Origin of the sequence: Micromonospora cynarisoli, from assembly GCF_030518815.1 — a bacterium.
Classification (GTDB): Bacteria; Actinomycetota; Actinomycetes; order Mycobacteriales; family Micromonosporaceae; genus Micromonospora; species Micromonospora wenchangensis.
The window spans coordinates 7,173,590-7,195,639 of sequence record NZ_CP130426.1 but is presented as its reverse complement, the minus strand read 5'-3'; the positions used below and the strand labels follow the sequence as shown (position 1 = coordinate 7,195,639).

Here is a 22,050-nt window from a genome sequence, read left to right as displayed (position 1 = left end):
ACGCAGGACGAGAATCGCGCATCGACCGGCGGAGCCCGTCACCGGGCCGCCGTCCCCGGTCGACCTCATGCCGCCTCCGCCCACCGGAACGCCGGAACCGTGCCGGTGGCGGTCACCGTCCAGGCGGCCGCCCGGGTCAGGTCCTCGGTGCTGACGGCGTCGGCCTCCCGGGCCAGCACCAGGCCGCGCCTGTCGAGTTCCCGGGCCATCTCGACCTGGTGGTCGTCGACGTGTTCGCGGTGCCGGGCCCGCCGGGGCACGTAGACGGCGCGGTGGCCGGCGCGCATCGCGGCCAGTGCCGACCCCACCCCGGCGTGGGTGACGATCACGTCGGCCTCCCGCATGGCCTGCTGCATCTCGGCGTACGGCACCTGCCGGCGGGCCCCGGCCGGCATCCGGGGGATCCGGGTCGCGCCGACCTGCCAGAGAACCTCCGCCTCGGCGGGCACCACGTCGACCAGGCGTTGCAGCAGGCGCGGGAAGCCGAAACGGTCCTGGGTGCCGAGGGTCACCACGATCTTGGAGACCGGGCGCGGGGCGGCGGGCGCGGGCGCGTAGCCGTCGAAGATGGAGCCCCCGTAGCGCCACCTGCCGTTCGCCCAGCCCGGGTACTGCGTGTAGAGCCGGGTCCGGGGCACCCGGGCGACCAGTCGGCCGGTCAGCGACGGGCCGACGGTGCGGGTGGCGCTCTCGATGTAGTGGCAGTCCAGGCCGTGCCGGGCGGCGGGCAGGAAGAACGACATGGCGACGCTGGCACCGGTGCTGATCACCCGGCGGAACCGCCCGCCGCAGAGCACCCGACGGGCGGCCAACAGGTCGCGCAGCGCGCCCACCGGGTCGCGGGTGCTCGCCGGTGGCACGTGGATGACCTCGTGGCCGTCGAGCAGCGACCGGCTCTGCGGGGAGTCGAACGTCGCCCAGACGCAGTCGTGCTGCACCCCGAGCCGGGGCAGCAGGTCGTGCAGCTCGGCTAGGTGCCCACCGGTGGAGGCGACGAGGAGGGTGGTCACGTCGGTGGCCCAACTTCTGTGCGAGGAGTGGTGGGGGCCGGGTCCGGACGGCGCGGGACGGGTCGCGCCCACCGGACGGGGTACGGGTCAGGTGCCGGTCAACAGCCGGTCGTCGTCGGTGGTGGTGGTCGGTGCCGGGGCCGCGGGCCGGCGGACCCGACCGTCGGCGACCAGCACGGCGAGCACCATCACGCCGGTCAGCAGGGTGCCGAAGAACCACCCGCCGAACACGTCGGTGAGCCAGTGCTTCTCGGCGTAGATGCGGGTGTAGCCCTCCACCGAGACCAGCACGGCCAGGGCGGTGACCAGGCCGATCAGCACCCGGCGCGGCAGCCGCCAGGTCAGCGCGGCCAGCACCAGGACGGTGCCGAAGGTCATCAGCACCCGGCCGCAGCCGCCGGAGGGGTAGGTGCCCAGGTCGGTCGGCGGGTGGCCCCGGTCGACGACCTTCGCGAGGATCGTCTGGGTGTACTGCTCGACGACGAACTGCAACGGCATCGCCACCAGCGGTATCCACCAGCGGCGGCGACGCCAGGCGAGGGCGAAGCCGATCGCGGCCACCACGGTCACCCACTTGAGCGGGTAGCGGTCGCCGATCGGGGAGATGAACAGGTTGACGTCTTCCCAGAAGCCGACCCGGCGGGCGTGCACGTAGTCGAAGACCGGGTGGTCGACGTGGGGTTCGAGCCGGGAGATCGCCTCACCGAGCGGCCAGCAGACGGCGACGACCGCCGCCGCGCCGGCCAGCAGCACCACCACGGCCGCGCCGACCCGGCCGAAGGCGACGGTCAGTCCGGCCAGGGCGATCCGGAACCGTTCGGCCGTCGCGCCGGTGGCGACTGCCGACATCCAGCGCGACGCCAGCACCGGGACGACCAGCAGGGGAACCAGCACCGCCAGGACGGCCAGCACGTAGACGATGGTCACCGGTGGTCACCGTCGCCCGCACGGCCGGTGACCGGGGCGTGGTCCACCCCGGGCTGAATGACACGTGACGATCCCATCGTGCTCCCTGATTGTGCCGGCCGTCGACCGGACCCTGTGCTCCCGGACGCGGTCCCCGCGTCGTCCCGGGCCGGACCGACCACGCCGTCACCGGCCGGTGGTCGTCGAGTGGGGCCACCCTAGTGGAACGTGAGCCGGCTTCGGTAGCGAAGGTGAGGGCAGTGTGGGCTTTTCGCCGTTTTTCTGGTCGGGACCCCGACAGTTGTCCCAGCCCACGGGAATCCGCCGGTCAGGGGCGGGGTGTGCCCAGCCGGTCGGCGAGCGTGTGCAGCAGCGCGGGGTGCAACGTCGCACTCCAGCCACCCCCGCCGGCGGCCAGTTCCGCCGTCCGCAACCACAGCTCGACGAGATACGCGTCGGCGACGAACCGACGCCCCGCCGGGTCCAGGCCGAACGCCGCACCGTGCCGGTCCAGCATCCCGGTCATCTCCCCGCTCGCCCCCGCCACGTCCCGGCCGTGCAGCGACAGGGCGCTCTGGAACCCCTGGTGGGCGAGATCGAAGCCGAGCGGCCGGTCGGTGCCGCTGTTCTCCCAGTCCCAGACGACCAGCCGCCCCCGGTGCCGGCCGAGGTTCCACGGCACCCAGTCGCCGTGCCAGTGGCCGAACTCCACCGGCCGGTCGCCGTCGCGGGCGGCCAGGGCGGCCACCGCCGCGACCACCGGACCACCGGCGGCAGCGGCCCGCGCGGTCAGGTCGGCCAGGAACGCCGAACCGCTCAGCGGCCGGGGTGTCGACGGCGGGCCACCGCGCCGGGCCACCGCCAGCATCGCGGCCACCTCGGGGCGCAGCGGACGGCGGGGACGGCGCACCCGGGCCGGCATCGGCTCGACCAGGGTCACCGCCAGGTCACCCCACTGCACCTCGCGCAGCAGCCGGGGCACGTCCGGGAAGTCGCCGCCGTCGCGGGGCAACTCCCGCAGCGCGGCGGCCTCCGCGCGCACCATCGCCCGGGTGGCGTCGTTCCACCCGATCTTCGCGTACGCCCGCGCGACGCCCCGGTCGTCGAAGAGTTGCAGGGTCGGCTTGTGGTGCGGGTCGGGTGGCCGGATGCCTATCGCGGCGTGCAGCGGCCGGCCCGCCAGCCGGCCCAGGTGCGCGGCGAGCAGCAGTTCGGCCGGGTCGGCGTCGGTGGGCAGCGCCACGGTCAGCACCGGCATCCGGGCCAGCCCGGTCACCCCGAGCCCGGCCAGCACGCCGACGGCCAACCGGTTGGCCCGCACCCGGGGCGGGCGCAGCGCGTTGTACGCCAGCGTCGACGCCGCGCCCACCCGGCGGGAGGCGAGCGGAAGCAGGAACCGGGCCCGTTCCGCCGAGGGCACCACGGCGTACCGGGCGACCGGGCGGTGGGTGGCGGGCACCGGGTCGGGTGGCATGCCGAGCCAGATCCGTGGGTCGGCGAAGATGGCCCGGGTCACCCAGCCCAGGCCGTCCTGCCGGGTCCGTGGGTCCGTCGCCACCGTCATGCCCTCCACCTGTCCCGCCCGACCGCCGCACGCCCCGGACACGATAGGGGCAGCGGACAAGCCGCCGCCCGGCGGGCCGGGGCCCGCCGGGCGGCGTACGACGTGCCGGGCGGCTCAGCGTTGCCAGACGCGGACGTAGTCGACCCGGAAGTCGGCAGGGAAGCGGGTGGCCGCGTCGGGGTCACCCAGCCAGCCGCCGACCTGGAAGTTCAACCGCAGGTTGAACGGCTTGTTGAACGCCTCGTCGAACCACGGGGTGGTGCTGCGGTCCCGCTGCCAAACCTGCCGGCCGTCGATGTACCAGCGGATCACCCCCGGCTCCCACTCGGTGGTGTACGTGTGGAAGCCGTCACCCGGGTAGCCGGTCGGGAAGTCCCACCGCTGGTCCTGCTTGACCGGCGTGTAGTCGTAGAAGATCGCCTGGGTGGCGGCCCCGTGCAGGGACGCCCCGCCGGGCAGCTCCACCACGTCGATCTCGCCCTTGCCGCCGTCGTCGGGACGCAGCCAGAACGCCGGCCAGAGCCCCTTGGAGTCGGTCGGCCCGTTGGGCGACTTCGCCCGCATCTCGAACCGGCCGTACGTGAACGACGCCTTGCCGATGGTGTCCAGGTAGCTCTGGGTGTACTGCCGGGTCTGCGAGCTGCACACCGCGGTCTCCCGCTGGACCCGCAGGGTCAACACCCCGTCGCTGATGAAGGTGTTGTCCGGGTCGTCGACGTTGCAGCCCTTGTCGATGTCGCGGCCCTCGTTGTCGCGCAGGTTCCACCGCCTGAGGTCGACCGTCGGCCCGGTGAACTCGTCGGACCAGACCAGCCGCCAGCCGGGCACGTCGGTGCCGGGGCGCACGGTCGGCGTCGGGCGCGGGGCGGCCGTGGTCGGCGCGGGTGGGCTGACCGTCCGGCTCGGCGTCGGCGACGGCGACGTACGGGTCGGCGACGGTGTCGGGGCGGCGGTGGTCGGTGCCGCCGTGGTGGCCGGCGGGCGGGTCGGTGACCGGTCGCCACGCTGGTAGGTCAGCACCAGGCTCGGCCGGATGGCGGCCTTGGCGTTCTCCCGGGACGCCCAGTAGATCCGGGTGTTCCAGTTCTCCTGGGTCAACGCGAGGGTGACCGGCCCGTTGCCGGTGACGGCGGCGGAGACGTCCCACTCGTTGTAGCCCTGGGCGACCCGGTCGACGGCCGCCAGCACCGGGCCGAGGGCGGGCCGCTGGGCCCATGCGCCCGCGCCGGCGGCGGTGCCCTGGGCGGTGTGGGCCCGCACCCGGGAGGAGAACTGCTGCCAGGCGTACACCCGCAGGGAGGCCCTGACGTCGACCGCGTCGGCGGGCAGGCCCCGCACCTCGAACTCCAGCACCGCGTCGCGCCGGCCGCTGCGGTTGCCGTCGCAGAGCTGCGGGCAACTGGCCAGGGTGGTCTTGACCCCGTTGTCGCCGTCCTGCGGGACCTGGGTGACCGTGGTGTCAGCGACGGCGGCGAGCGTGATCGGCGGCACCTCGGCGGCGATCAGCGGCATCATCGTGGCCATGACGCCGCCGACCGCGGTGACACTCAGGACACTGAGGACGACCGCCTTGCGTCGACCGCTGATGGCCGGAAGTGCGCGGTGGATTCCGTGCCGGCTCAAGGAACACTCCCCCGGTGGGCGACGATTACCGGCAGCAGCGTATCCACCACGACTGGATGTGGCAGGTCGGAAACCGAACTGCCGACACGACTTAACCAAAGAATAAGGGAGCAGGGGTTGCTTTTCGGCGGGCGAGCAGACGAATGCATGCTTCGGCGAGGTTACGCCTGATTGACCGGAAAGTCGGCGATGCGGTGCCGGTGGGTCAGCGGCGGGCCGCGGCCAGCGCCGCCCGCATCGCGTCGACCGGTGCCGGCACCCCGGTGAACTGGGTGAACTGTCCGACGGCCTGGGCCAGCAGCAGATCCAGCCCGGAGACCACCAGCCGACCGGCGGCCAGCGCAGAGGCCGCCAACGGGGTCGGCCACGGGTCGTACAACGCGTCGAAGAGCACCGTGGACGGTCCCCAGTCGACCCCGGCCGCGACCGGGTCGGCCACCCCCTTGGGCACGGTGGAGACGACCAGGTCGGCCCGGGTGTGCGCGGCGGCGTCGGACCACGCAGCCGGGACCAGGTCCACCCCGACCGCCGACGCCACCTGCCGCAGCTGCGCCACCGCCTCCGCCCGCCGGGCCACCACCGTCACCGTGGTCGCCCCGAGCCGGGCGGCGGCGGCCAGGGCGGCCCGGGCGGTGCCCCCGGCACCGAGCACCGTCACCGCGGCACCGGGGCGCACCCCGGCCGCGGACAGCACGTCCACCATGCCGGTGACGTCGGTGTTGTCGGCGTACCACGAGCCGTCGGGCCGACGGACCAACGTGTTGGCCGCGCCGACGGCGGCAGCGACCGGCGACGTCTCGTCGGCCACCGCGAGCGCCGCCTCCTTGCCCGGCATGGTCACCGACAGCCCGGCCCACTCCGGGCCCAGACCGGCGACGAGCGCCGGCAGCTCCTGCGCCCCGCACTCGATCCGGGTGTACGACCAGCCGTCGAGCCCGGCGGCGGCGTAACCCGCGTTGTGGATCACCGGGGAGAGGGAGTGCGCGATCGGCTGGCCGAGCACCGCCGCCCTCACCTGCAGTTCTCTCCGCTCAGCACACCGTTGGTGCACATCTTGCGGATGAGACCCCGGTACTCGGCGTCGGTGGTGCCGTAGCCCATGGTGCCCTTCTTGTCGACGGTCATAAAGTAGACCCAGGTGCCGTTGGGCGGGCTCATCGCCCCCTTGAGGGCGTCCTCGCCGGGGTTGCTGATCGGGGTGATGGTCAGCCCGTCCGCGCCGTGCGTCCGGTACGGGTTCCTCGGGTCGTTCAGCTCGGACTGCTTGAGGACGTCGGAATCCTTCGGGTCCTTGCCCTGCAACCGCAGCCAGTAGTTGATCGCGCTGTCGATCTCCAGGCACTTGCAGTGGTAACGGTCGGTGTAGACCCGGTTGTAGATCACCCGGGCCACCTTCGGCATGTCCACGTGATTGACCGACTCGGCCTGCGCGATCGACGCCGTGATCAACGCCTCGTACGGCGAGATGCCCCGGTCGGCCTCGACCGTCTCGACGAACTTCATCTCCCCGGTCACCTCAAGGAACTTGTCCACCATCAGCGACAGGATCTGTGCGGCGGTCGCCTTCGGCGGCAACTCGTAGGTGGCCGGGTAGAGGAAGCCCTCCAGGCTGCGCGGCCCCTTCTTGCCGTCCTTGCGGTTGAACCAGAACTCCGGGACCCCCAGCTTGACCGGGTCCTTCGCGGCGGCCTTGAACTCGGCGACCGGGATCTTGGTCTCCTTGGCCAGCAGGTCGTAGATGGCCAACGTGATCATGCCCTCGGGGATGGTGACCCCGTTGACCACCCGGCTCTTCGGGTCCAGCAACAGGGCCAGCGCGTCGGTGGCGCGCATCTCCTTCCTGACCTTGTACCGGCCGACCTGGATGTTCTTGCTGAGCGCGTTGTCGTCGGCCGCCTCGACGAAGGCCTTGGTGCTCTTGACCACACCCGCGTCGTAGAGGGAGTTGCCGATGTCGGTGGCGGTGTCGCCCTGCTTGACGTCGACAAGCGCCTCACCGGTGCCCGGCCCGTCGAAGTCCGGGGTGACGAAGTGGTTACGGATCCGGTCGAAGCCGTAGAAGGCCCCGCCGCCGATGCCACCCAGCAGCACCAGAGCCATGAACAGGGCGAAGATGGTCTTCCCGAGCCCGCCACCCGACTTGCCGCCGCCCGACTTGCCGTTGCGTCGGTTGACGAAGCCGCGCCGGTGCCGGCCCTTCTCCCCCCTCTCCTGCTCGTCGAACCCGAGGTCCAGATCGTCGATCATTCCGTCCGCCTCCGCTGCGCTTCCAGCCAGCTCTGCAGGATCTCGACCGCGGCGGCCTGATCCACCACCGCACGTTGGCGTTTTCCCCGGACGCCACGCTCGGCAAGCCTACGAGACGCGACGACAGTTGACATCCTCTCGTCGGTGAGGGTCACCGGAACCGGGGCGATCACCTCCGCCAGCCGACCCGCGTACGCCGACACGTGCTGGGCCGCCGGGCCGTGCCGACCGGCCAGGTTGACCGGCAGACCGACGACGACCTCGACGGCCTCGTGCTCGACGACCAGCTGCGCGAGCTGGGCGAGATCGGTGGGCACCGCGTCCGCGCCGGTGGTCACGTCCCGGGCCAGGGTGACCAGCGGAGTGGCCAGGATGCCGTGCGGATCGGACCGGGCCACCCCCACCCGGACCTGCCCCACGTCGACGCCCAACCGGACCCCACGGGACGACTCACTCACGGATGGTCACCCTCCCCGCTGACGAGCCAGGGCGGACCAGCTCGGGTCCGCCCTGGCTCGGGTGCTGAACGGTCACGCGTCGGCGATCGCCTTCTCGACCGTGAGCAGCAGGTTCGGCGCCTGCGCGGCGGGCAGGCCACCGCCCTGCGCCACGTCCTGACTGCCCCCGCCACGCCCGGAGAAAGCCGCCTTGACCAGGTCGTTCGCCGCCAGGCCACGCCCACGGGCCGCCGCGTTCACGGCCACCACCAGGGATGCCTTGCCGTTCGACCGGGCCGCCACCGCCACCACGGCCGGCCGCGCCGGGTCGATCTTGCCGCGGATCTCCTGGGCCAGGGTCCGCACGTCGTTGCCGGCCGCGCCCTCCGGCGCCTCGGTGCCGACGTACGCCACCCCCCGGACGTCCTTCGCCTGCCCGGCCAGCGCCGCCGCCCCGCCCAGCACCAGCTGGGCGCGGAGCTTCTCCAGCTCCTTCTCGGCGTCCCGCAACTGGGTGACGGTCTGCTCCACCCGGTCGGCGACCTGCTCGCCGGGCACCCGGAACAGCTCGGCCAGCCGGGACACCAGCAGGTGCTCACGGGCCAGGAAACCGAACGCGTCCATCCCGACCAGCGCCTCGATCCGGCGGACCCCGGAACCGACCGACGCCTCGGAGAGGATCTTCACCAGCCCGAGCTGGGCCGACCGGGCCACGTGGGTGCCGCCGCACAGCTCCCGGGCGTAGTCGCCGACCTCGACGACCCGCACCCGCTCGCCGTACTTCTCGCCGAACAGCGCCATCGCGCCGATCCGCCGCGCCTCCTGCTGGGTGGTGATGAAGGCGTTGACCTCCAGATCCGCCAGCAGCACCTCGTTGACCTGCTGCTCCACGTCGTGCAGCACACTCGGCGACACCCCCGTCGGGGTGTTGAAGTCGAACCGCAGCCGGCCCGGAGCGTTCAACGAACCCGCCTGGGTCGCCGACTCGCCGAGGAAGTTCCGCATCGTCTGGTGCACCAGGTGGGTCGCCGTGTGCGACCGGGAGATCGCTCGACGGCGGGTCACGTCGATCTCCGCGTAACCGGTCTCGCCGGCCCGCACCTCGCCCCGGACCACCTTCGCCCGGTGCACGATCAGCCCCGGCACCGGCTGCTGCACGTCGAAGACCTCGACCTGGCCGGCACCGACCGTGATCAGCCCCTGGTCGGGCTGCTGACCGCCGCCCTCGGCGTAGAACGGGGTGGTGTCGAGCACCAGCTCGACCGTCTCCCCCTCGACCGCCGCGCCCACCGTCGCGCCGCCGCGCAACAGCGCCCGGACCCGGGACTCCCGCTGCAACTCGGTGTAGCCGGTGAACTCCACCTCGCCGCCGTCGTCGCGCACCGACCGGTACGCCGACACGTCGGTGTGTCCGGTCTTGCGGGCCTGCGCGTCGGCCTTCGCCCGGCTGCGCTGGTCGGCCATCAGCCGGCGGAAGCCCTCCGCGTCGACCTGGAGCCCCTGCTCGGCCGCGATCTCCAGGGTCAGGTCGATCGGGAAGCCGTACGTGTCGTGCAGCTGGAACGCCTTCTCCCCCGACAACGCCGGTCTGCCCGCCGAACGGGTCTCCGCGATCGCCGTGTCCAGGATCGTCGTCCCCGCCCGCAACGTCGACAGGAACGCGTCCTCCTCGGCGTACGCGTACTGCGAGATCCGGTCGAACTCCTCCGCCAGCTCCGGGTACGACGGGGACATGCAGTCCCGGGCCACCGGCAGCAGCTCCGGCAACGCCCGCTCCTGCCAGCCCAGCAGCCGCACCGCCCGGATCGCCCGGCGCATGATCCGGCGCAGCACGTAGCCGCGCCCCTCGTTGCTCGGGGTCACCCCGTCGCCGATCAGCATCAGCGCGGTCCGCACGTGGTCGGCGACCACCCGCAGCCGTACGTCGTCCGGGTGCGACTCGCTCGCCACGTGCCCCGAGTGCGCGCCGTACCGCTTGCCGGTCAGCTCCGCCGCCCGGTCCAGGATCGGCCGCACCTCGTCGATCTCGTAGAGGTTGTCCACGCCCTGCAGGATCGAGGCCATCCGCTCCAGGCCCATGCCGGTGTCGATGTTCTGCGCCGGCAGGTCGCCCAGGATCGGGAAGTCCTCCTTCCCGCTGCCCGGACCCCGCTCGTACTGCATGAAGACCAGGTTCCAGAACTCCATGTAGCGGTCCTCGTCGACCGCCGGGCCGCCCTCGCGGCCGTACTCCGGACCCCTGTCGTAGAACAGCTCCGAGCACGGGCCGCACGGGCCGGGAATGCCCATCGACCAGAAGTTGTCCGCCTTGCCCCGGCGCACGATCCGCTCCGCCGGCACCCCCACCGACCGCCAGATCTCGAACGCCTCGTCGTCGTCCAGGTAGACCGTCGGCCAGACCCGCTCGCCGTCCAGCCCGTAACCACCCTCGGCGACCGGCTTGGTCACCAGGTCCCAGGCCAGCGGGATCGCCCCGGCCTTGAAGTAGTCACCGAAGGAGAAGTTGCCGTTCATCTGGAAGAACGTGCCGTGCCGGCTGGTCTTGCCGACCTCGTCGATGTCCGGCGTGCGCAGGCACTTCTGCACGCTCACCGCCCGCCGGTACGCAGGCGTCTGCTGCCCCAGGAAGTACGGGACGAACTGCACCATGCCGGCGTTGACGAACAACAGGTTCGGGTCGCTGATGGCGGGCAGCGGAGCGGACGGCACCACGGTGTGCCCGTTCGCCTCGAAGTGGGCGAGGTACCGCCGCTTGATCTCCGCCGTCTTCATCGCTGGGGTTCCTCCGGAAAGATCTCTCGGTCACCGATGCGCGGGTCCTCCCGCAGCTCGGCGAACTGGTCGTCGAACGCCTCACCCCGGGCGAACGCCTCGTGGATCTCCTGCTCGCGCTCGGCCATCCCGATCCGTACGTCCTCCACGAAGCTACGCAGCGACTCGACCAGACCGCCAGCGGATTCGGACAGCCCACTGGCGATCCCCGCCGGGGTGTACGCCTGGGCCGTCCGGGTCGCCTTACGGACCACCACCACGCCCACGGCCAGCCCGATACCGAGCCAGAAAAGTCGCCTCATGTCCCCTATCCTCCTGTGCGCCGCCGGCCCGGGGTCAGCGGTTGCCGCGCCGGGCGGCCCGACGCTGCTGCTTGATGGTGTCGCGCACCTCACGCTCGGTCTCCGCGGTCCGGCGCGCCGACGCGGCCCGGCGGACGCCGTACCCGAAGGCCGCCACCTTCACCAGCGGGTTCGCCGCGGCGGCCGAGACGACGGTGGCCAGGTTCGCCACGTTGGCGGTGACGTTCTGCGCGTGGCTGGTCATCGTGTCGACCTTCGCGAGCTGGAGGTTCACCCCGTCGAGGGAGGTCTGCACCTGCTCCAGGGCGACGTTGACGTTCTTCACCGTGGTGTTCACGTCCCCCAGCAGCGGGGCGGTCTGCTCGTTGAGGTCGTTGATCATCCGGGTCGTCGCGTCCACGGTGTGCCGCAGCCGCAGGATCGGCACCGCCAGCACGAGCACCAGCATCAGGAACGCGCCGGCCGCGATCAGCGCAGCGATCTGTCCACCATCCACGCAAGTCCTCCTCAAGCAGGGTTCCGGGGCCCGACGCCCCGGAACACGCGACCCGGATTCCCGCCGTCGCGGCGTGACCCGCACGGGGTCGTCGGGAGCAGGCGGGCCTGCCAGCCCCAGACCCTACCGTCCGTGATGGAAACCGGCTCAGGATGGTGAGCGTGTCAGATCGCCGAGCGGATCATCGGTGATCGTCGGGAACGGGTCCTCACCGGTCAGCGACGGGTCGGTGCTCGGCTGTGGCCGGGTCCGTTCGTCGTCGATCGCGTTACGGACCTTCACCGAGACCAACGAGCCGGTGCACTCCCCCGCCGCGGGCGGGACCGGGGTGGTCGGCGGCACCGCCGGGTCCCCGCTCGCCTGCGGTGCCGCGCAGGTCGGCTCCCGCACCCACAGGTCGAGGGTCAACTCGTCGCGCCGCCAGCAGGTGTAGCTGCCCTTGGCCGGCTGCTCCGGGCAGCGGGTGACCTCCCACCGCCGCCAGCCCTCCGCCCGCAGGGCCTGCTCGTAGACCCGGGCGGTCTCCTCCGGCGTCCGGTCGGACTCCACGGTGCGCTCCCGCAACCGGCAGTCCTGCAGGCACCAGCGGCTGCCACTGACGTTGTCCACCGTCTTCGCGGTCGCCCAGCCGGGCACACCCAACTCGTCGAGGGTGTCGAAGACCGGGTCCCGGCTCAACGTCCGCATCCCGAAATAGAGCGGGAGCGCCCCGAGGAGCACCACGCTGACCAGCACCAGCACTCCCAGCCGCAGCCGACGCCGCTCCCCCGACCGGCGTCGTGGCTCGGTGCCGGTGGGCGCGTCGGGGTCGACTCCGGACGCGTCGTCCCCGGTGGCCGGGCGCAACGGCCCGCCCGCCGGGCCGTCGGAATCGGACCGGACCTCCTCCGGCGGGGTCACCCGGGCCACACCCGGCCCGTCGGCCCGTCCGGGCGGCACGGCGGCGGAACCCGCCGCCCCCGCCCGGTCGGCGGAACGCACCGGCGGAGCCGCCCGGCCGACGGATTCCTCAGGTCGTACGCCCGGCGCGGTGGCCCGGGCCACCGCCGCCGCCGCGCCGACCCCGCCCGCACCGGCGGGCCGGGGGCCGGCGTCGGCGGCCGGTCCGGGCCGTCGGCCCCCCTCCGGCCCCGCCGCACGGCGCGGGTCGTCGGCGGGTACGGGCGGACGTGCGGTGCCGGTCGCCGGACCGCCCGGGCGCACGGTGCCGGTGGCCGGACCGCCCGGGTGGGCCGGACCGTCGGCACGCGCGGCACCGGAGGCCGGGCCGTCCGGACGTGCCGTACCGGTGGCCGGGCGGGCGGTGCCGGAGGCCGGGGCGTCCGGGTGGGCGGTGCCGCGCGCCGGGGTGCCGGGGCGCGGTGCCCGTGGATCGGGCTCGCCGATACGCGGGCCGCCCGGGGCCGGGACATCGGGGTGGGGGCCGCCACCGGAGGGGCCCGCCGGGCGGGGTCCGTTCGGGACCGGAACACCGACCCGGGGAGCGCCGGAGGTGGGTGCTGCGGCGGCACCGTCCGGACCGGTGTCACCGGGCGGGCGTACCACCGGTGGGGTCGCCGCCGCACGCGGACCGCCGGCGACCGGCGCGACACCGGGCACCGGCACGGCGGCCGTGGCACCGGTCCGGGGACCGCCGGGCGGCGTGCCCCGGACCCCGGGAGAGCCGGGCCCGTCAGGACCGGGGGGACGCGAGCCACCCGGCACCGGCGCGCTACCGGGTACCGGAGCCGAGCCACCGGCCCGGGGACCGCCGGACGCCGCCCCGGGGGCACCGGAACGTGGGCCCCGGGCCGGGTCCGGTGCCGGGCCGGGACCGGCGTGGGTGCCCCGGGCGGGACGGTCGGGCATCTGCGGCCCGGGGCCGGCCGGACGGCCGGGGGTCCCCTCGGGCGGGTTCGGCCGGGCCGTTCCCCGGGTCGGGCCGGGCTGATCGGGCCAGGACGGCCCCGCCTGCTCCGGCCGGGACGGCCCGACGGGGGTACCTGTCGTATCCGGGCCACCCCGACGGGGCGGGGCGGCCGGGGTGGCCGCCGCCGACGGGTCCGACCGGCCGGACGGCGGGGTCGACCGGTTCAGCACCCGCAGGGCTGGGTCGGTGTGCGAGGTACGCCCGGCCTGGCGCAGCCAGTCGGCCGGGCGGTCCGGGCGGTCACCCCGGGGCCGGTCGCCCGGGGGCGGCGGGACCGTCGGCTGGCCGGCCGTCCCGCCTTCGTCGGACCGGCTCCGCCGGCCCCGTGCCCCGTCGGCGTCCGGACGGGCCCGGGGGCCGGGGGTGTCGGTGCCGGCGGGGTGCCGCCATCCGCCCGACGGCTCCTCGTCGTCGGGGCGGGCCCGACGACCCACGGGTGGGTCGCCGTCCGGCCCGGGGCGGTGGACGGCCGGCTCGCCGTCGGGGCGGGCCCGCCGACCGGGCGGTGCGGCGACGTCGGTGGGCGGGCGGCGACGGCCGTTGTCGTCCCGGGCGGCCGGACCTGGCCGGCCGGGAACGGGCGGGGCGGCCGGCGCATCCGGTGCGGCCGGCGTGACCCCGGGAAGTGACGGCGCGTTGCCGGTCAGCGGCACCAGCGGCTGGTCCGGCTCGGCCGCGCGCCGGCGGCCACCCCGCCCGGCGGCCGGCCGGTCCGCGGGCTCGCGGCCCGCGCCGGTCGTAGCGTCGGCGGGACGGCCCGGCGCACCGGGGCCGGGTGCGGTCACCTCGGGGCGCGGGCCCACAGGTGCCACGGCGGCGGCCCGGGGGCCGCCGGCCGACGGGTCGGGCAGCAGCCCGGCACCGGCCGGGGCACCCCCGCCGGCCCGGGGAGCACCACCCGGGTCCACTTCGGCGGAGGCGGAAGCCGGGCCGGATCTGGCCGGCTCGACCGGTCCCGCCCGTCGGCCTCTCGGGCGGTCGTCCGGCACCGTCCGGCGGCTGCGCAGGGACGGCTCGGCGGGAGTCCCGACGCCGGGCCGGTCCTCGGGCACCGCTCGGCCGACGGGTGGCCCGGCCGGGCCACCGGGGGGCGGGTCACCGGGGGGCGCACCGCTAGGGCCGGCCCAGCCGACCGGGGGCGCCTGAGCCGACGGAGGTGCCTGATTGACCGGGGGGGCCTGGCCGACCGGGGGGGCCTGGCCGACCGGGGGGGCCGCCCTGCCGGTCCCGACGCCGGGGACCGACGCGCGGCCGGGGGCCGGGGCGGCGGCCCGGACCGGGCCGGTGTTACCGGGGCCGGGGTCGGGGCGGGACGCCTCCTCGGGCCGTTGCGGGCCCGGCCGGCCGGGCGACGCCGGGTCCGGCCACGGCCCTGCCCCCGGGCGTGGGCGCTGCTCGGGGGGTGCGGGCCAGCCCGGCCCACGGACCGGCGGGGCGGCCGGCCCGGCCGGGTGCGGCGGCGGCCCGTCGACGTGGGGCCCCGGCCGGCCGGGGCGGGACTGATCGGCACCTGCCGGCACCGGACCCGGCCGGGTCACCCCGGCCGGTGGCGGCCCGACCGGGCCACCGGGCTGCGGCGGGCGTGCCACACCGGGGGCCGTCGGCTCCCGGTGCGGGCCCGGTTGACCGGGGAACGGGGCTGCCGGGGGCCCGGACTGCGGCCGGCTGACCGGCGGTGCCGGCTCCGGCCGGGGCCCGGCAGGCGTCGGGTGCGGTCGGGAATCCGGCTGCGCGGGGCGGGGATCGGCCGGGTCGGGGCGGAGCACCGGCTGACCGACGCGCGGCGCGACCGGCCCGGACTGCGGCGCGACCGACCCCCGGCCGACGGGTGGCGCGACCGGGCCACGCACGGGCGGGACCGGGCCGCCGTCCGGGCCGAGTTCGGTGCGCTGCTGCTTCGCCGTACGCAGGTCGTCGATCCAGCCGAAATCCTCGCCGACCGGCTCGGGCGGGGTCTCGTCGCCGCCCCGCCCCCGACCCCACCGACGTCCCTTGGCGCGAGGTTCACGCCGCTCGTCGGGACCGTCCTGCGGTTGCTCCCCACCTCGCGATGTCACTGCCGAACCTCCCCGGCGGCGTCGCCGCCGTCCTCGTCCGCCCCACCGGCGTGCCCCGTGCCCGACGGGTGCCGGCCGTTGACCACCGGCACCGGACCGTCGGGGCGCGTCGCCGGGGCGGACAGCCCCCGGACGATCCGGCGCAGCAGGGGCAGCCGGGCGGCCACCGACCGCTCGGCCCCGTGCCCGCTGGGCCGGTAGTAGTCGGTCCCGACGAGATCGTCGGGAGCGTACTGCTGGGTGACCACTCCGCGCTGGTCGTCGTGCGGGTAGCGGTAACCCGTGCCGTGCCCGAGCCCCCGGGCGCCGGCGTAGTGCGCGTCGCGCAGCCCGCGCGGCACCGCGCCACCCCGGCCGGCCCGTACGTCGGCCATCGCCGCCCCGAGGGCGGTGGTCGCCGAGTTGGACTTCGGCGCGGTCGCCAGGTGGATCACCGCCTGGGCCAGGTTGAGCTGGGCCTCGGGCAGGCCGACGTACTCCACCGCGTGCGCGGCGGCGGTCGCCACGCTCAACGCGGACGGGTCGGCCATGCCGACGTCCTCGCTGGCGAAGATGACCATGCGGCGGGCGATGAACCGGGCGTCCTCCCCGGCGACCAGCATCCGGGCCAGCCAGTGCAGGGCGGCGTCGACGTCCGAGCCGCGCATGCTCTTGATGAAGGCGCTCGTCACGTCGTAGTGCGCGTCGCCGTCGCGGTCGTAGCGCACGGCCGCCACGTCCACCGCCTGCTCGGCGGTGGCCAGGTCGATCCGGTCGACGTCGAGCGCGGTCGCCGAGGCCGCCGCCGCCTCCAGGGCGGTCAGCGCCTTGCGGACGTCGCCGCCGGCGAGGCGTACCAGATGGTCCTCGGCGTCGGTGGCCAGGGTGAGCGTGCCGGCGAGACCACGCGGGTCGGTCACCGCGCGCCGCAGCAGCGCGCGCACGGCGTCGTCGTCGAGCGGCTGGAGGGTGAGCAGCACGCACCGGGACAGCAGCGGCGAGATGACGGAGAAGTACGGGTTCTCGGTGGTCGCCGCGAGCAGGGTGACCGTGCGGTCCTCGACGGCGGCGAGCAGCGAATCCTGCTGGGTCTTGCTGAACCGGTGCACCTCGTCGATGAAGAGCACGGTCTGCGGGCCGCCGGAGCGGCGCTGGCGGCGGGCGGTCTCGATGACGGCCCGGACGTCCTTGACCCCCGCGGTCAGCGCCGACATGGCCACGAACCGGCGGTCGGTGGCCCGGGCCACCAGGTGGGCGATGGTGGTCTTGCCGCTGCCCGGCGGGCCCCAGAGGATGACCGACAGCGCCGCGCCACCGCCGACGAGCTGCCGCAGCGGGGCCCCGGGGGCGAGGAGGTGTTCCTGCCCGACCAACTCGTCGATGCTCGCGGGGCGCATCCGCACCGGCAGCGGGGCGTCCTGCCCGACCGAGGCGAAGTCGTCGACGCCTGCGGGACCCGCGGGGGCGCTGGGCGCCACGGCGGGTGCACCGAGGGAGAAGAGGGCGTCGGAATCCATCAGGAAGACAGTACCGGGCGCGGCCCACGACGCCGGAATCGCGCCGTGGGCCGCGCCCGTTCTGATCCGTTGCGGTCAGCCGCGGCCCGGCCGACGGCCCCGGTACCACCGGCCGCCGCCACCGCCGCGCGGGCCGCTGCCCACCCCGGCCAGGTAGAGCGCGAGCAGCAGCAGACCGATCAGGACCAGGGTGTTCCAGTTGAACAGGTCGGGGGCACCGAAGTTGGTGTTGAGCAGGTCCAGCAGGAGCGCGAAGCCGAAGACGACGGCCGCGAGGATGGCGAGCATGGTTTATGTCCTCCGGTAGGGGGTCCCAGTAGGTCGGCCCCGATGTACCCGATCGGTCGACCCGTCAATCTCCATCGTGGAGATCGGCGTCGCCGGGGCGGCCCGACCGGCCGGGTTCTAGGCTGCTCGCATGATCGACACCGACCGGGAACTCGCCGGCCGGGCGGCCGTCCTCGCCGCCACCGACCACCACCCGTTCGTCCGGCACGCGGTGCGGCCCGACGACGCGCCCCGCGCCTGGGCCCGCGACGGCGCGGTGGCCTGGCTGCTCCCGGTGGCGGAGAACGGCCGGGCCGGTGGCGTGGTGGGCCCGGTCGACGCGGCGGTGGAGCTGGTGGCGGCGCTGGTCGCCGACGGTGCGGTCCGGTCGGGCCAGTACCTGCAGCTGCCCCGGGCCGACCGGGAGTTGCTGGTCGACCGGTTCGCGGCGGCCCGGGTCGACGACTGGGACTTCCTCTGGACCACCGCCGCCCCGCCCCGGCAGCCCGGGCAGGAGCGGGTGGTCCGCCTCGGTCGGGCGGACCACCCGGCGCTGGCGGCGCTGATCGACGACGCCTTCCCCACCTCCTCGTCGCGCCCGCAGGACCCGACGGTCACCGGCTGGTACGGCATCTGGGACGCCGACCGCCTGGTCGCCTGCGGTGCGGACCGCAGTCGCGGCGACATCGGCTTCCTCGCCGGCCTCACCGTGGCCCGCGACCGGCGGGGTCGGGGGCTCGGCGCGGCGCTGACCGCCGGGATGACCCGGGCCCTGTTCGCCCGGTACGACCACGTCGCCCTCGGCGTCTACACCGACAACCTGGCCGCGCTGCGGCTCTACCGTCGGCTCGGCTTCACCGGCACGCTACCGCGCAGCTCGGTGTGGCTCGGCTGAGGTCGCTGCGCCGGCCGGCTGGACGTCCCCGGTCGCGGTCGTGGCCGGACCGGCCCCGGGTCCGGTTCCGCAGGGATCGGCTCCGGCGGGCGTGGTCGGGGTGGCCCGACGGCCGGCCCACCAGGCGGGCAGGTAGAGCGGGGCGGCCACCGCCAGCGCGACCGCGCCGACCACCATCGCCGTGCCGACCCCGGACCGGTCGGCCAGGGCGGTGAGCAGCACCGCGCCGAGGGCGAACCCCGGTTGACCCATCATCGAGTTCAGCGAGATGACGCTGGTCCGGTAGGGCCCGTCGACCTGCCGGTGCAGCAGCCCCAGGTGCAGCGGGTTGGACGCGCCGTGCACGGCGTAGCAGGCCAGGTAGGCGACCAGCACCCCGGCCGGCCCGGCGAGCAGCCCCATGCCCAGCACGGTGACGCCCTGGAGGATCCGCAGCAGCCCGGCGGCGGGGGCGGTGCCGAGCCAACGCAGCAGCAGCGGGGTGGCCGCCGCGCCGGCCGCCGAGACCAGCCAGGCCGCCGAGTTCGCCGGGCCGAGCAGCGCCGCCGCCCGCTCGGGGTCACCGACCACGTCGGCGAGCCGGAGCGGCAGCAGCGACTCGAAGGTGACCATGCCGAAGCCCCAGAACAGCTCCACCGACACCAGGGCCAGCAGCACCCGGGAGCGGCGCAGCAGGCCGACGGCCTGACCGACCATCCGGGGCGCTGCCACGACCGAGGCGCGCAGCGCGCCGGCGCCCCGGGCGGGGCCGGTCTCGACCAGCAGGATCAGCAGGACGACCAGGGCGACGGCCTGGAGGGCGGCGGCGACCAGCACCGGCACGGTCAGCGCGCTGACCGGCCCGATCGGGCCGAGTGCGATGAGGCCACCGCTGAGCAGCGCCCCGGCGGCGATGGTGACGCCCGCGACGGTGCCGGCGAGGCCGAGTCCGGGCTCGTAGTCGACGTCGCGGTCGGCGGCCAGGGTGGACTCGACGTACCAGGAGTCGAGCGGGCCGCTGTCGAGCGCCCGATAGACCCCTTGCAGGGCCCAGACCAGGAAGAACAGCGCGAACGAGTCGGCCACCGCGAACAGTCCGAGCGACAGCAGGCTCACCGCCCAGGCGGTGACCAGGACCAGCCGGCTGCCGAGCGCGTCGGCCAGGCCACCGGTGGGCAGTTCCAGCGCCAGCACGACCAGGCCCTGGGCGGTGGAGACCAGGCCGATCTGGGACAGCGACAGGCCGCGTTCCTGCATCAGCAGGATCATCACCGGGATGGTCAGGCCGGTGGGCAGCCACCGCAGGCCGTAGAGGGTCAGGTAGCGGAACCGGACCTGGCGTACGGCGAGCGTGCTCATCGGGGCCCCTCCAGCAGCGGGTAGGCGGCCAGGAACACCTGCACCGGGCGGGCCTGCGGATCTACGGGCGCGTGCTCCGTCTCGCGGCGGTACCGCTCCAGCACCTGCCACACCTCGGCGGTGAGCGCCTCCAGCCGGTCCGGCGCGACGGTCAGGAAGATGTCGCTCATCCCGATCGCGTCCCGCCACGCGGGGGTCGCCTGGTGCTGGGTGGCGAACCAGCGTTCGGCGTGCTCGACGAGCAGGCGTACCTGGTCACCCTGGATCCACTCGATCGCGGCCCGCGCGTCGGGGTCGTCGTCGAAGTCGGTCGGTTCCCAGTTGGTGACGTCGTGGGCCGCCTGCCACCAGCGCTGCCGGCCGGTGCCCCGGTCGGGGTCCTCGGTGACCAGCCCGACCTCGGCGAGCTGCCGCAGGTGGTAGCTGGTGGCCCCGGTGTTGGTGCCGAGCAGTTCCGCCAGTGCGGTGGCGGTGGCGGGCCCCTGCACCCGCAGTGCGCCGAGCAGCCGCATCCGCAGCGGGTGCGCCAGCACCCGCACCTGCCGCCTGTCGATCCGCACCTCGCGCGGCCTGCCCCGCCCCCCGATGTCCTCGCTCTCCATACGATGCACAATAACTGTGCACAGAAAATATGCACAACTCTTTTGCATCCACCCCCTTCCCCACCCCTGAAACGATCAAGAGGTTTACGTCACCGCAGAGTGCGCGGATGACGTAAACCTCTTGATCGACGCTGCCGGTGGCTCGACGCTGCCGGATGGAGCGGTGCGGGGCCGGGCCCCGGGGTGGGTGGGTCAGACCGGGTCGGCGACCGGGGCGGCCGGGCCGGCGGTACCGGCGGACGCGGCGGCGGGCTTGGGCTTGGCGTCGATGCCGGCCTCGGCACGCTGCTGGGCGGTGATCGGGGTGGGGGCGCCGGTCAACGGGTCGAAGCCACCCCGGGTCTTCGGGAAGGCGATCACCTCGCGGATCGAGTCGGCCCCGGCCAGCAGCATGCAGACCCGGTCCCAGCCGAACGCGATGCCGCCGTGCGGCGGGGCGCCGTACTTGAACGCCTCCAACAGGAAACCGAACTTGTCCTGCGCCTCGGCGGGGGTGATGCCGAGCAGGTCGAAGACCCGCTGCTGCACGTCGCCCCGGTGGATACGGATCGAGCCGCCACCGATCTCGTTGCCGTTGCAGACGATGTCGTACGCGTACGCCAGCGCCCGGTCCGGAGCCTCCTCGAACCGGTCGACCCAGTCGGCGTTCGGCGAGGTGAACGGGTGGTGCACGGCGGTCCAGCCGCCCGCTCTGCCGTTCTCCTGGTCGGAGGCCGGCTCGAACATCGGCGCGTCGACCACCCAGCAGAACGCCCAGGCGCTCTCGTCGACCAGCTTGGCCCGCTTGGCGATCTCGATCCGGGCCGCGCCGAGCAGTTCCTGCGCCTCCCGGGTGTTCGTGCCGGCGGCGAAGAAGACCGCGTCCCCCGGCTTGGCCCCGACCGCGTCGGCCAGCCCGCCCAGGTGCTCGGCGGAGAGGTTCTTGGCCACCGGGCCGCGCGCCTCGCCGGTTTCGGCGTCCAGCACCACGTACGCCAGGCCCCGCGCGCCGCGCGCCTTCGCCCAGTCCTGCCAGCCGTCGAGTTCCTTGCGGGTCTGCGCCGCGCCGCCCGGCATCACGACCGCGCCGACGTAGCCGCCCGCGTCGATCGCGGCGGCGAAGACCCGGAACTCGGTGCCGCGCAGGTAGTCGGTCAGCTCGGTCAGCTCGACGCCGTAGCGCAGGTCGGGCTTGTCGGAGCCGTACCGGGCCATCGCGTCGTGCCAGGTGATCCGCGGGATCGGCCGGGAGATCTCGTGCCCGGCGAGGTCCTTCCAGAGCGCCGCGACGATCGCCTCGCCGAGGTCGATCACGTCGTCCTCGGTGACGAAGGACATCTCGATGTCGAGCTGGGTGAACTCCGGCTGCCGGTCGGCCCGGAAGTCCTCGTCGCGGTAGCAGCGGGCGATCTGGTAGTACCGCTCCATGCCGCCGACCATCAGCAGCTGCTTGAACAGCTGCGGCGACTGCGGCAGCGCGTACCAGCTGCCGGGCTGGAGCCGGACCGGGACCAGGAAGTCGCGGGCGCCCTCGGGGGTGGACCGGGTCAGCGTCGGGGTCTCGATCTCCAGGAAGTCCCGCTCGTGCAGCACGGTGCGGGCGAGCTGGTTGGCCCGCGAGCGCAGCCGCATCGCCTTCGCCGGGCCGCTGCGGCGCAGGTCCAGGTAGCGGTAGCGCAGCCGGATGTCGTCGCCGGCCTCGACCTGGTCGTCCACCGGCAGCGGCAGCGGCGCGGCCTCGGAGAGCACCTCCAGCGCGCTGGCGGTCACCTCGATCTCGCCGGTGGGCAGCTCCGGGTTCTCGTTGCCCTCGGGGCGGCGGGTCACCTCGCCGGTGACCTTGACGCAGAACTCGTTGCGCAGCGCGTGCGCGTCCTCCTCGCGGAACACCACCTGGACCACGCCGGAGCCGTCGCGCAGGTCGACGAAGATGACACCGCCGTGGTCGCGCCGGCGGGCGACCCACCCGGCGAGCGTCACCGTGGTGCCGGCGTCCGTCGCGCGCAGGCTGCCGGCGTCATGGGTACGGATCACGACTTGCGTCTCCTCATCTGCGGTACGGCTGTTCCCCCGCATTGTGTCAGCCGCCCGGCCCGCCCGGTTGCGGGGTGAGCAAGGCCCCGCCCACCTGCCGGGGACACGCGAGCGGG

General features: G+C 74.6%; 17 protein-coding genes. 1 reads left to right on the top strand and 16 read right to left on the bottom strand.

Features of this window, described 5'->3' with window-relative positions; all coding sequences use genetic code 11:
• Positions 1–65: 65 nt before the first annotated feature.
• The 13 genes from Q2K16_RS31560 to Q2K16_RS31500 form a co-directional block, all read right to left on the bottom strand.
• A complete protein-coding gene (locus tag Q2K16_RS31560; RefSeq protein WP_302742242.1) occupies positions 66–1,010 on the bottom strand; it encodes a glycosyltransferase in 945 nt (314 codons plus the stop codon).
• Positions 1,011–1,097: 87 nt separating this feature from the next.
• Complete coding sequence (locus Q2K16_RS31555; RefSeq protein ID WP_302742241.1) at positions 1,098–1,937, bottom strand: phosphatase PAP2 family protein; 840 nt, start codon at positions 1,935–1,937, stop codon at positions 1,098–1,100.
• A gap of 307 nt (positions 1,938–2,244) precedes the next feature.
• Entirely contained in the window at positions 2,245–3,480 is a 1,236-nt protein-coding gene (locus Q2K16_RS31550) for a hypothetical protein (RefSeq protein ID WP_302742240.1), read from the bottom strand.
• 114 nt (positions 3,481–3,594) lie between these two features.
• Positions 3,595–5,103 (bottom strand): glycoside hydrolase family 16 protein, encoded by a 1,509-nt coding sequence (locus Q2K16_RS31545; RefSeq protein WP_302742238.1) that lies wholly within the window; start codon positions 5,101–5,103, stop codon positions 3,595–3,597.
• A 205-nt stretch (positions 5,104–5,308) separates the two neighbouring features.
• Positions 5,309–6,118, bottom strand: coding sequence for a shikimate dehydrogenase (locus Q2K16_RS31540; RefSeq protein ID WP_302742236.1), 810 nt, complete (start codon positions 6,116–6,118; stop codon positions 5,309–5,311).
• The gene (gene mltG / locus Q2K16_RS31535; protein ID WP_302742235.1) at positions 6,115–7,350 is read right to left on the bottom strand and encodes an endolytic transglycosylase MltG; all 1,236 of its coding nucleotides are present in this window, start codon (positions 7,348–7,350) and stop codon (positions 6,115–6,117) included. Before mltG ends, Q2K16_RS31540 begins: the two co-directional genes overlap by 4 nt.
• Positions 7,347–7,808, bottom strand: coding sequence for a Holliday junction resolvase RuvX (ruvX, locus tag Q2K16_RS31530; protein ID WP_302742234.1), 462 nt, complete (start codon positions 7,806–7,808; stop codon positions 7,347–7,349). Before ruvX ends, mltG begins: the two co-directional genes overlap by 4 nt.
• A gap of 72 nt (positions 7,809–7,880) precedes the next feature.
• Positions 7,881–10,559, bottom strand: a complete 2,679-nt coding sequence (gene alaS, locus Q2K16_RS31525; protein WP_302742232.1) for an alanine--tRNA ligase — start codon at positions 10,557–10,559, stop codon at positions 7,881–7,883.
• The gene (locus Q2K16_RS31520; protein WP_067312326.1) at positions 10,556–10,861 is read right to left on the bottom strand and encodes a hypothetical protein; all 306 of its coding nucleotides are present in this window, start codon (positions 10,859–10,861) and stop codon (positions 10,556–10,558) included. Before Q2K16_RS31520 ends, alaS begins: the two co-directional genes overlap by 4 nt.
• A gap of 34 nt (positions 10,862–10,895) precedes the next feature.
• Positions 10,896–11,357: a DUF948 domain-containing protein gene (locus Q2K16_RS31515; protein ID WP_088647310.1), complete on the bottom strand. Its 462-nt coding sequence runs from the start codon at positions 11,355–11,357 to the stop codon at positions 10,896–10,898.
• A 147-nt stretch (positions 11,358–11,504) separates the two neighbouring features.
• Positions 11,505–12,110, bottom strand: a complete 606-nt coding sequence (locus Q2K16_RS31510; RefSeq protein ID WP_302746682.1) for a hypothetical protein — start codon at positions 12,108–12,110, stop codon at positions 11,505–11,507.
• A 3,209-nt stretch (positions 12,111–15,319) separates the two neighbouring features.
• Complete coding sequence (locus tag Q2K16_RS31505) at positions 15,320–16,819, bottom strand: replication-associated recombination protein A (protein WP_302742228.1); 1,500 nt, start codon at positions 16,817–16,819, stop codon at positions 15,320–15,322.
• Between the two features lie 75 nt (positions 16,820–16,894).
• Entirely contained in the window at positions 16,895–17,107 is a 213-nt protein-coding gene (locus Q2K16_RS31500; protein ID WP_302742227.1) for a hypothetical protein, read from the bottom strand.
• A 130-nt stretch (positions 17,108–17,237) separates the two neighbouring features.
• Between Q2K16_RS31500 and Q2K16_RS31495 the strand changes: the two genes are divergently transcribed.
• On the top strand, positions 17,238–17,981 hold the full coding sequence (locus Q2K16_RS31495; RefSeq protein WP_302742226.1) for a GNAT family N-acetyltransferase: 744 nt from the start codon (positions 17,238–17,240) through the stop codon (positions 17,979–17,981).
• Here the strand turns inward: Q2K16_RS31495 and Q2K16_RS31490 are convergent.
• From Q2K16_RS31490 to aspS, 3 genes are all read right to left on the bottom strand, one after another.
• Positions 17,952–19,319: an MFS transporter gene (locus Q2K16_RS31490; RefSeq protein WP_302742224.1), complete on the bottom strand. Its 1,368-nt coding sequence runs from the start codon at positions 19,317–19,319 to the stop codon at positions 17,952–17,954. The genes Q2K16_RS31495 and Q2K16_RS31490 overlap by 30 nt on opposite strands.
• Positions 19,316–19,921, bottom strand: a complete 606-nt coding sequence (locus Q2K16_RS31485) for an ArsR/SmtB family transcription factor (protein ID WP_302742223.1) — start codon at positions 19,919–19,921, stop codon at positions 19,316–19,318. Before Q2K16_RS31485 ends, Q2K16_RS31490 begins: the two co-directional genes overlap by 4 nt.
• A gap of 192 nt (positions 19,922–20,113) precedes the next feature.
• Positions 20,114–21,934: an aspartate--tRNA ligase gene (aspS, locus tag Q2K16_RS31480; RefSeq protein WP_302742222.1), complete on the bottom strand. Its 1,821-nt coding sequence runs from the start codon at positions 21,932–21,934 to the stop codon at positions 20,114–20,116.
• Positions 21,935–22,050 lie beyond the last annotated feature (116 nt).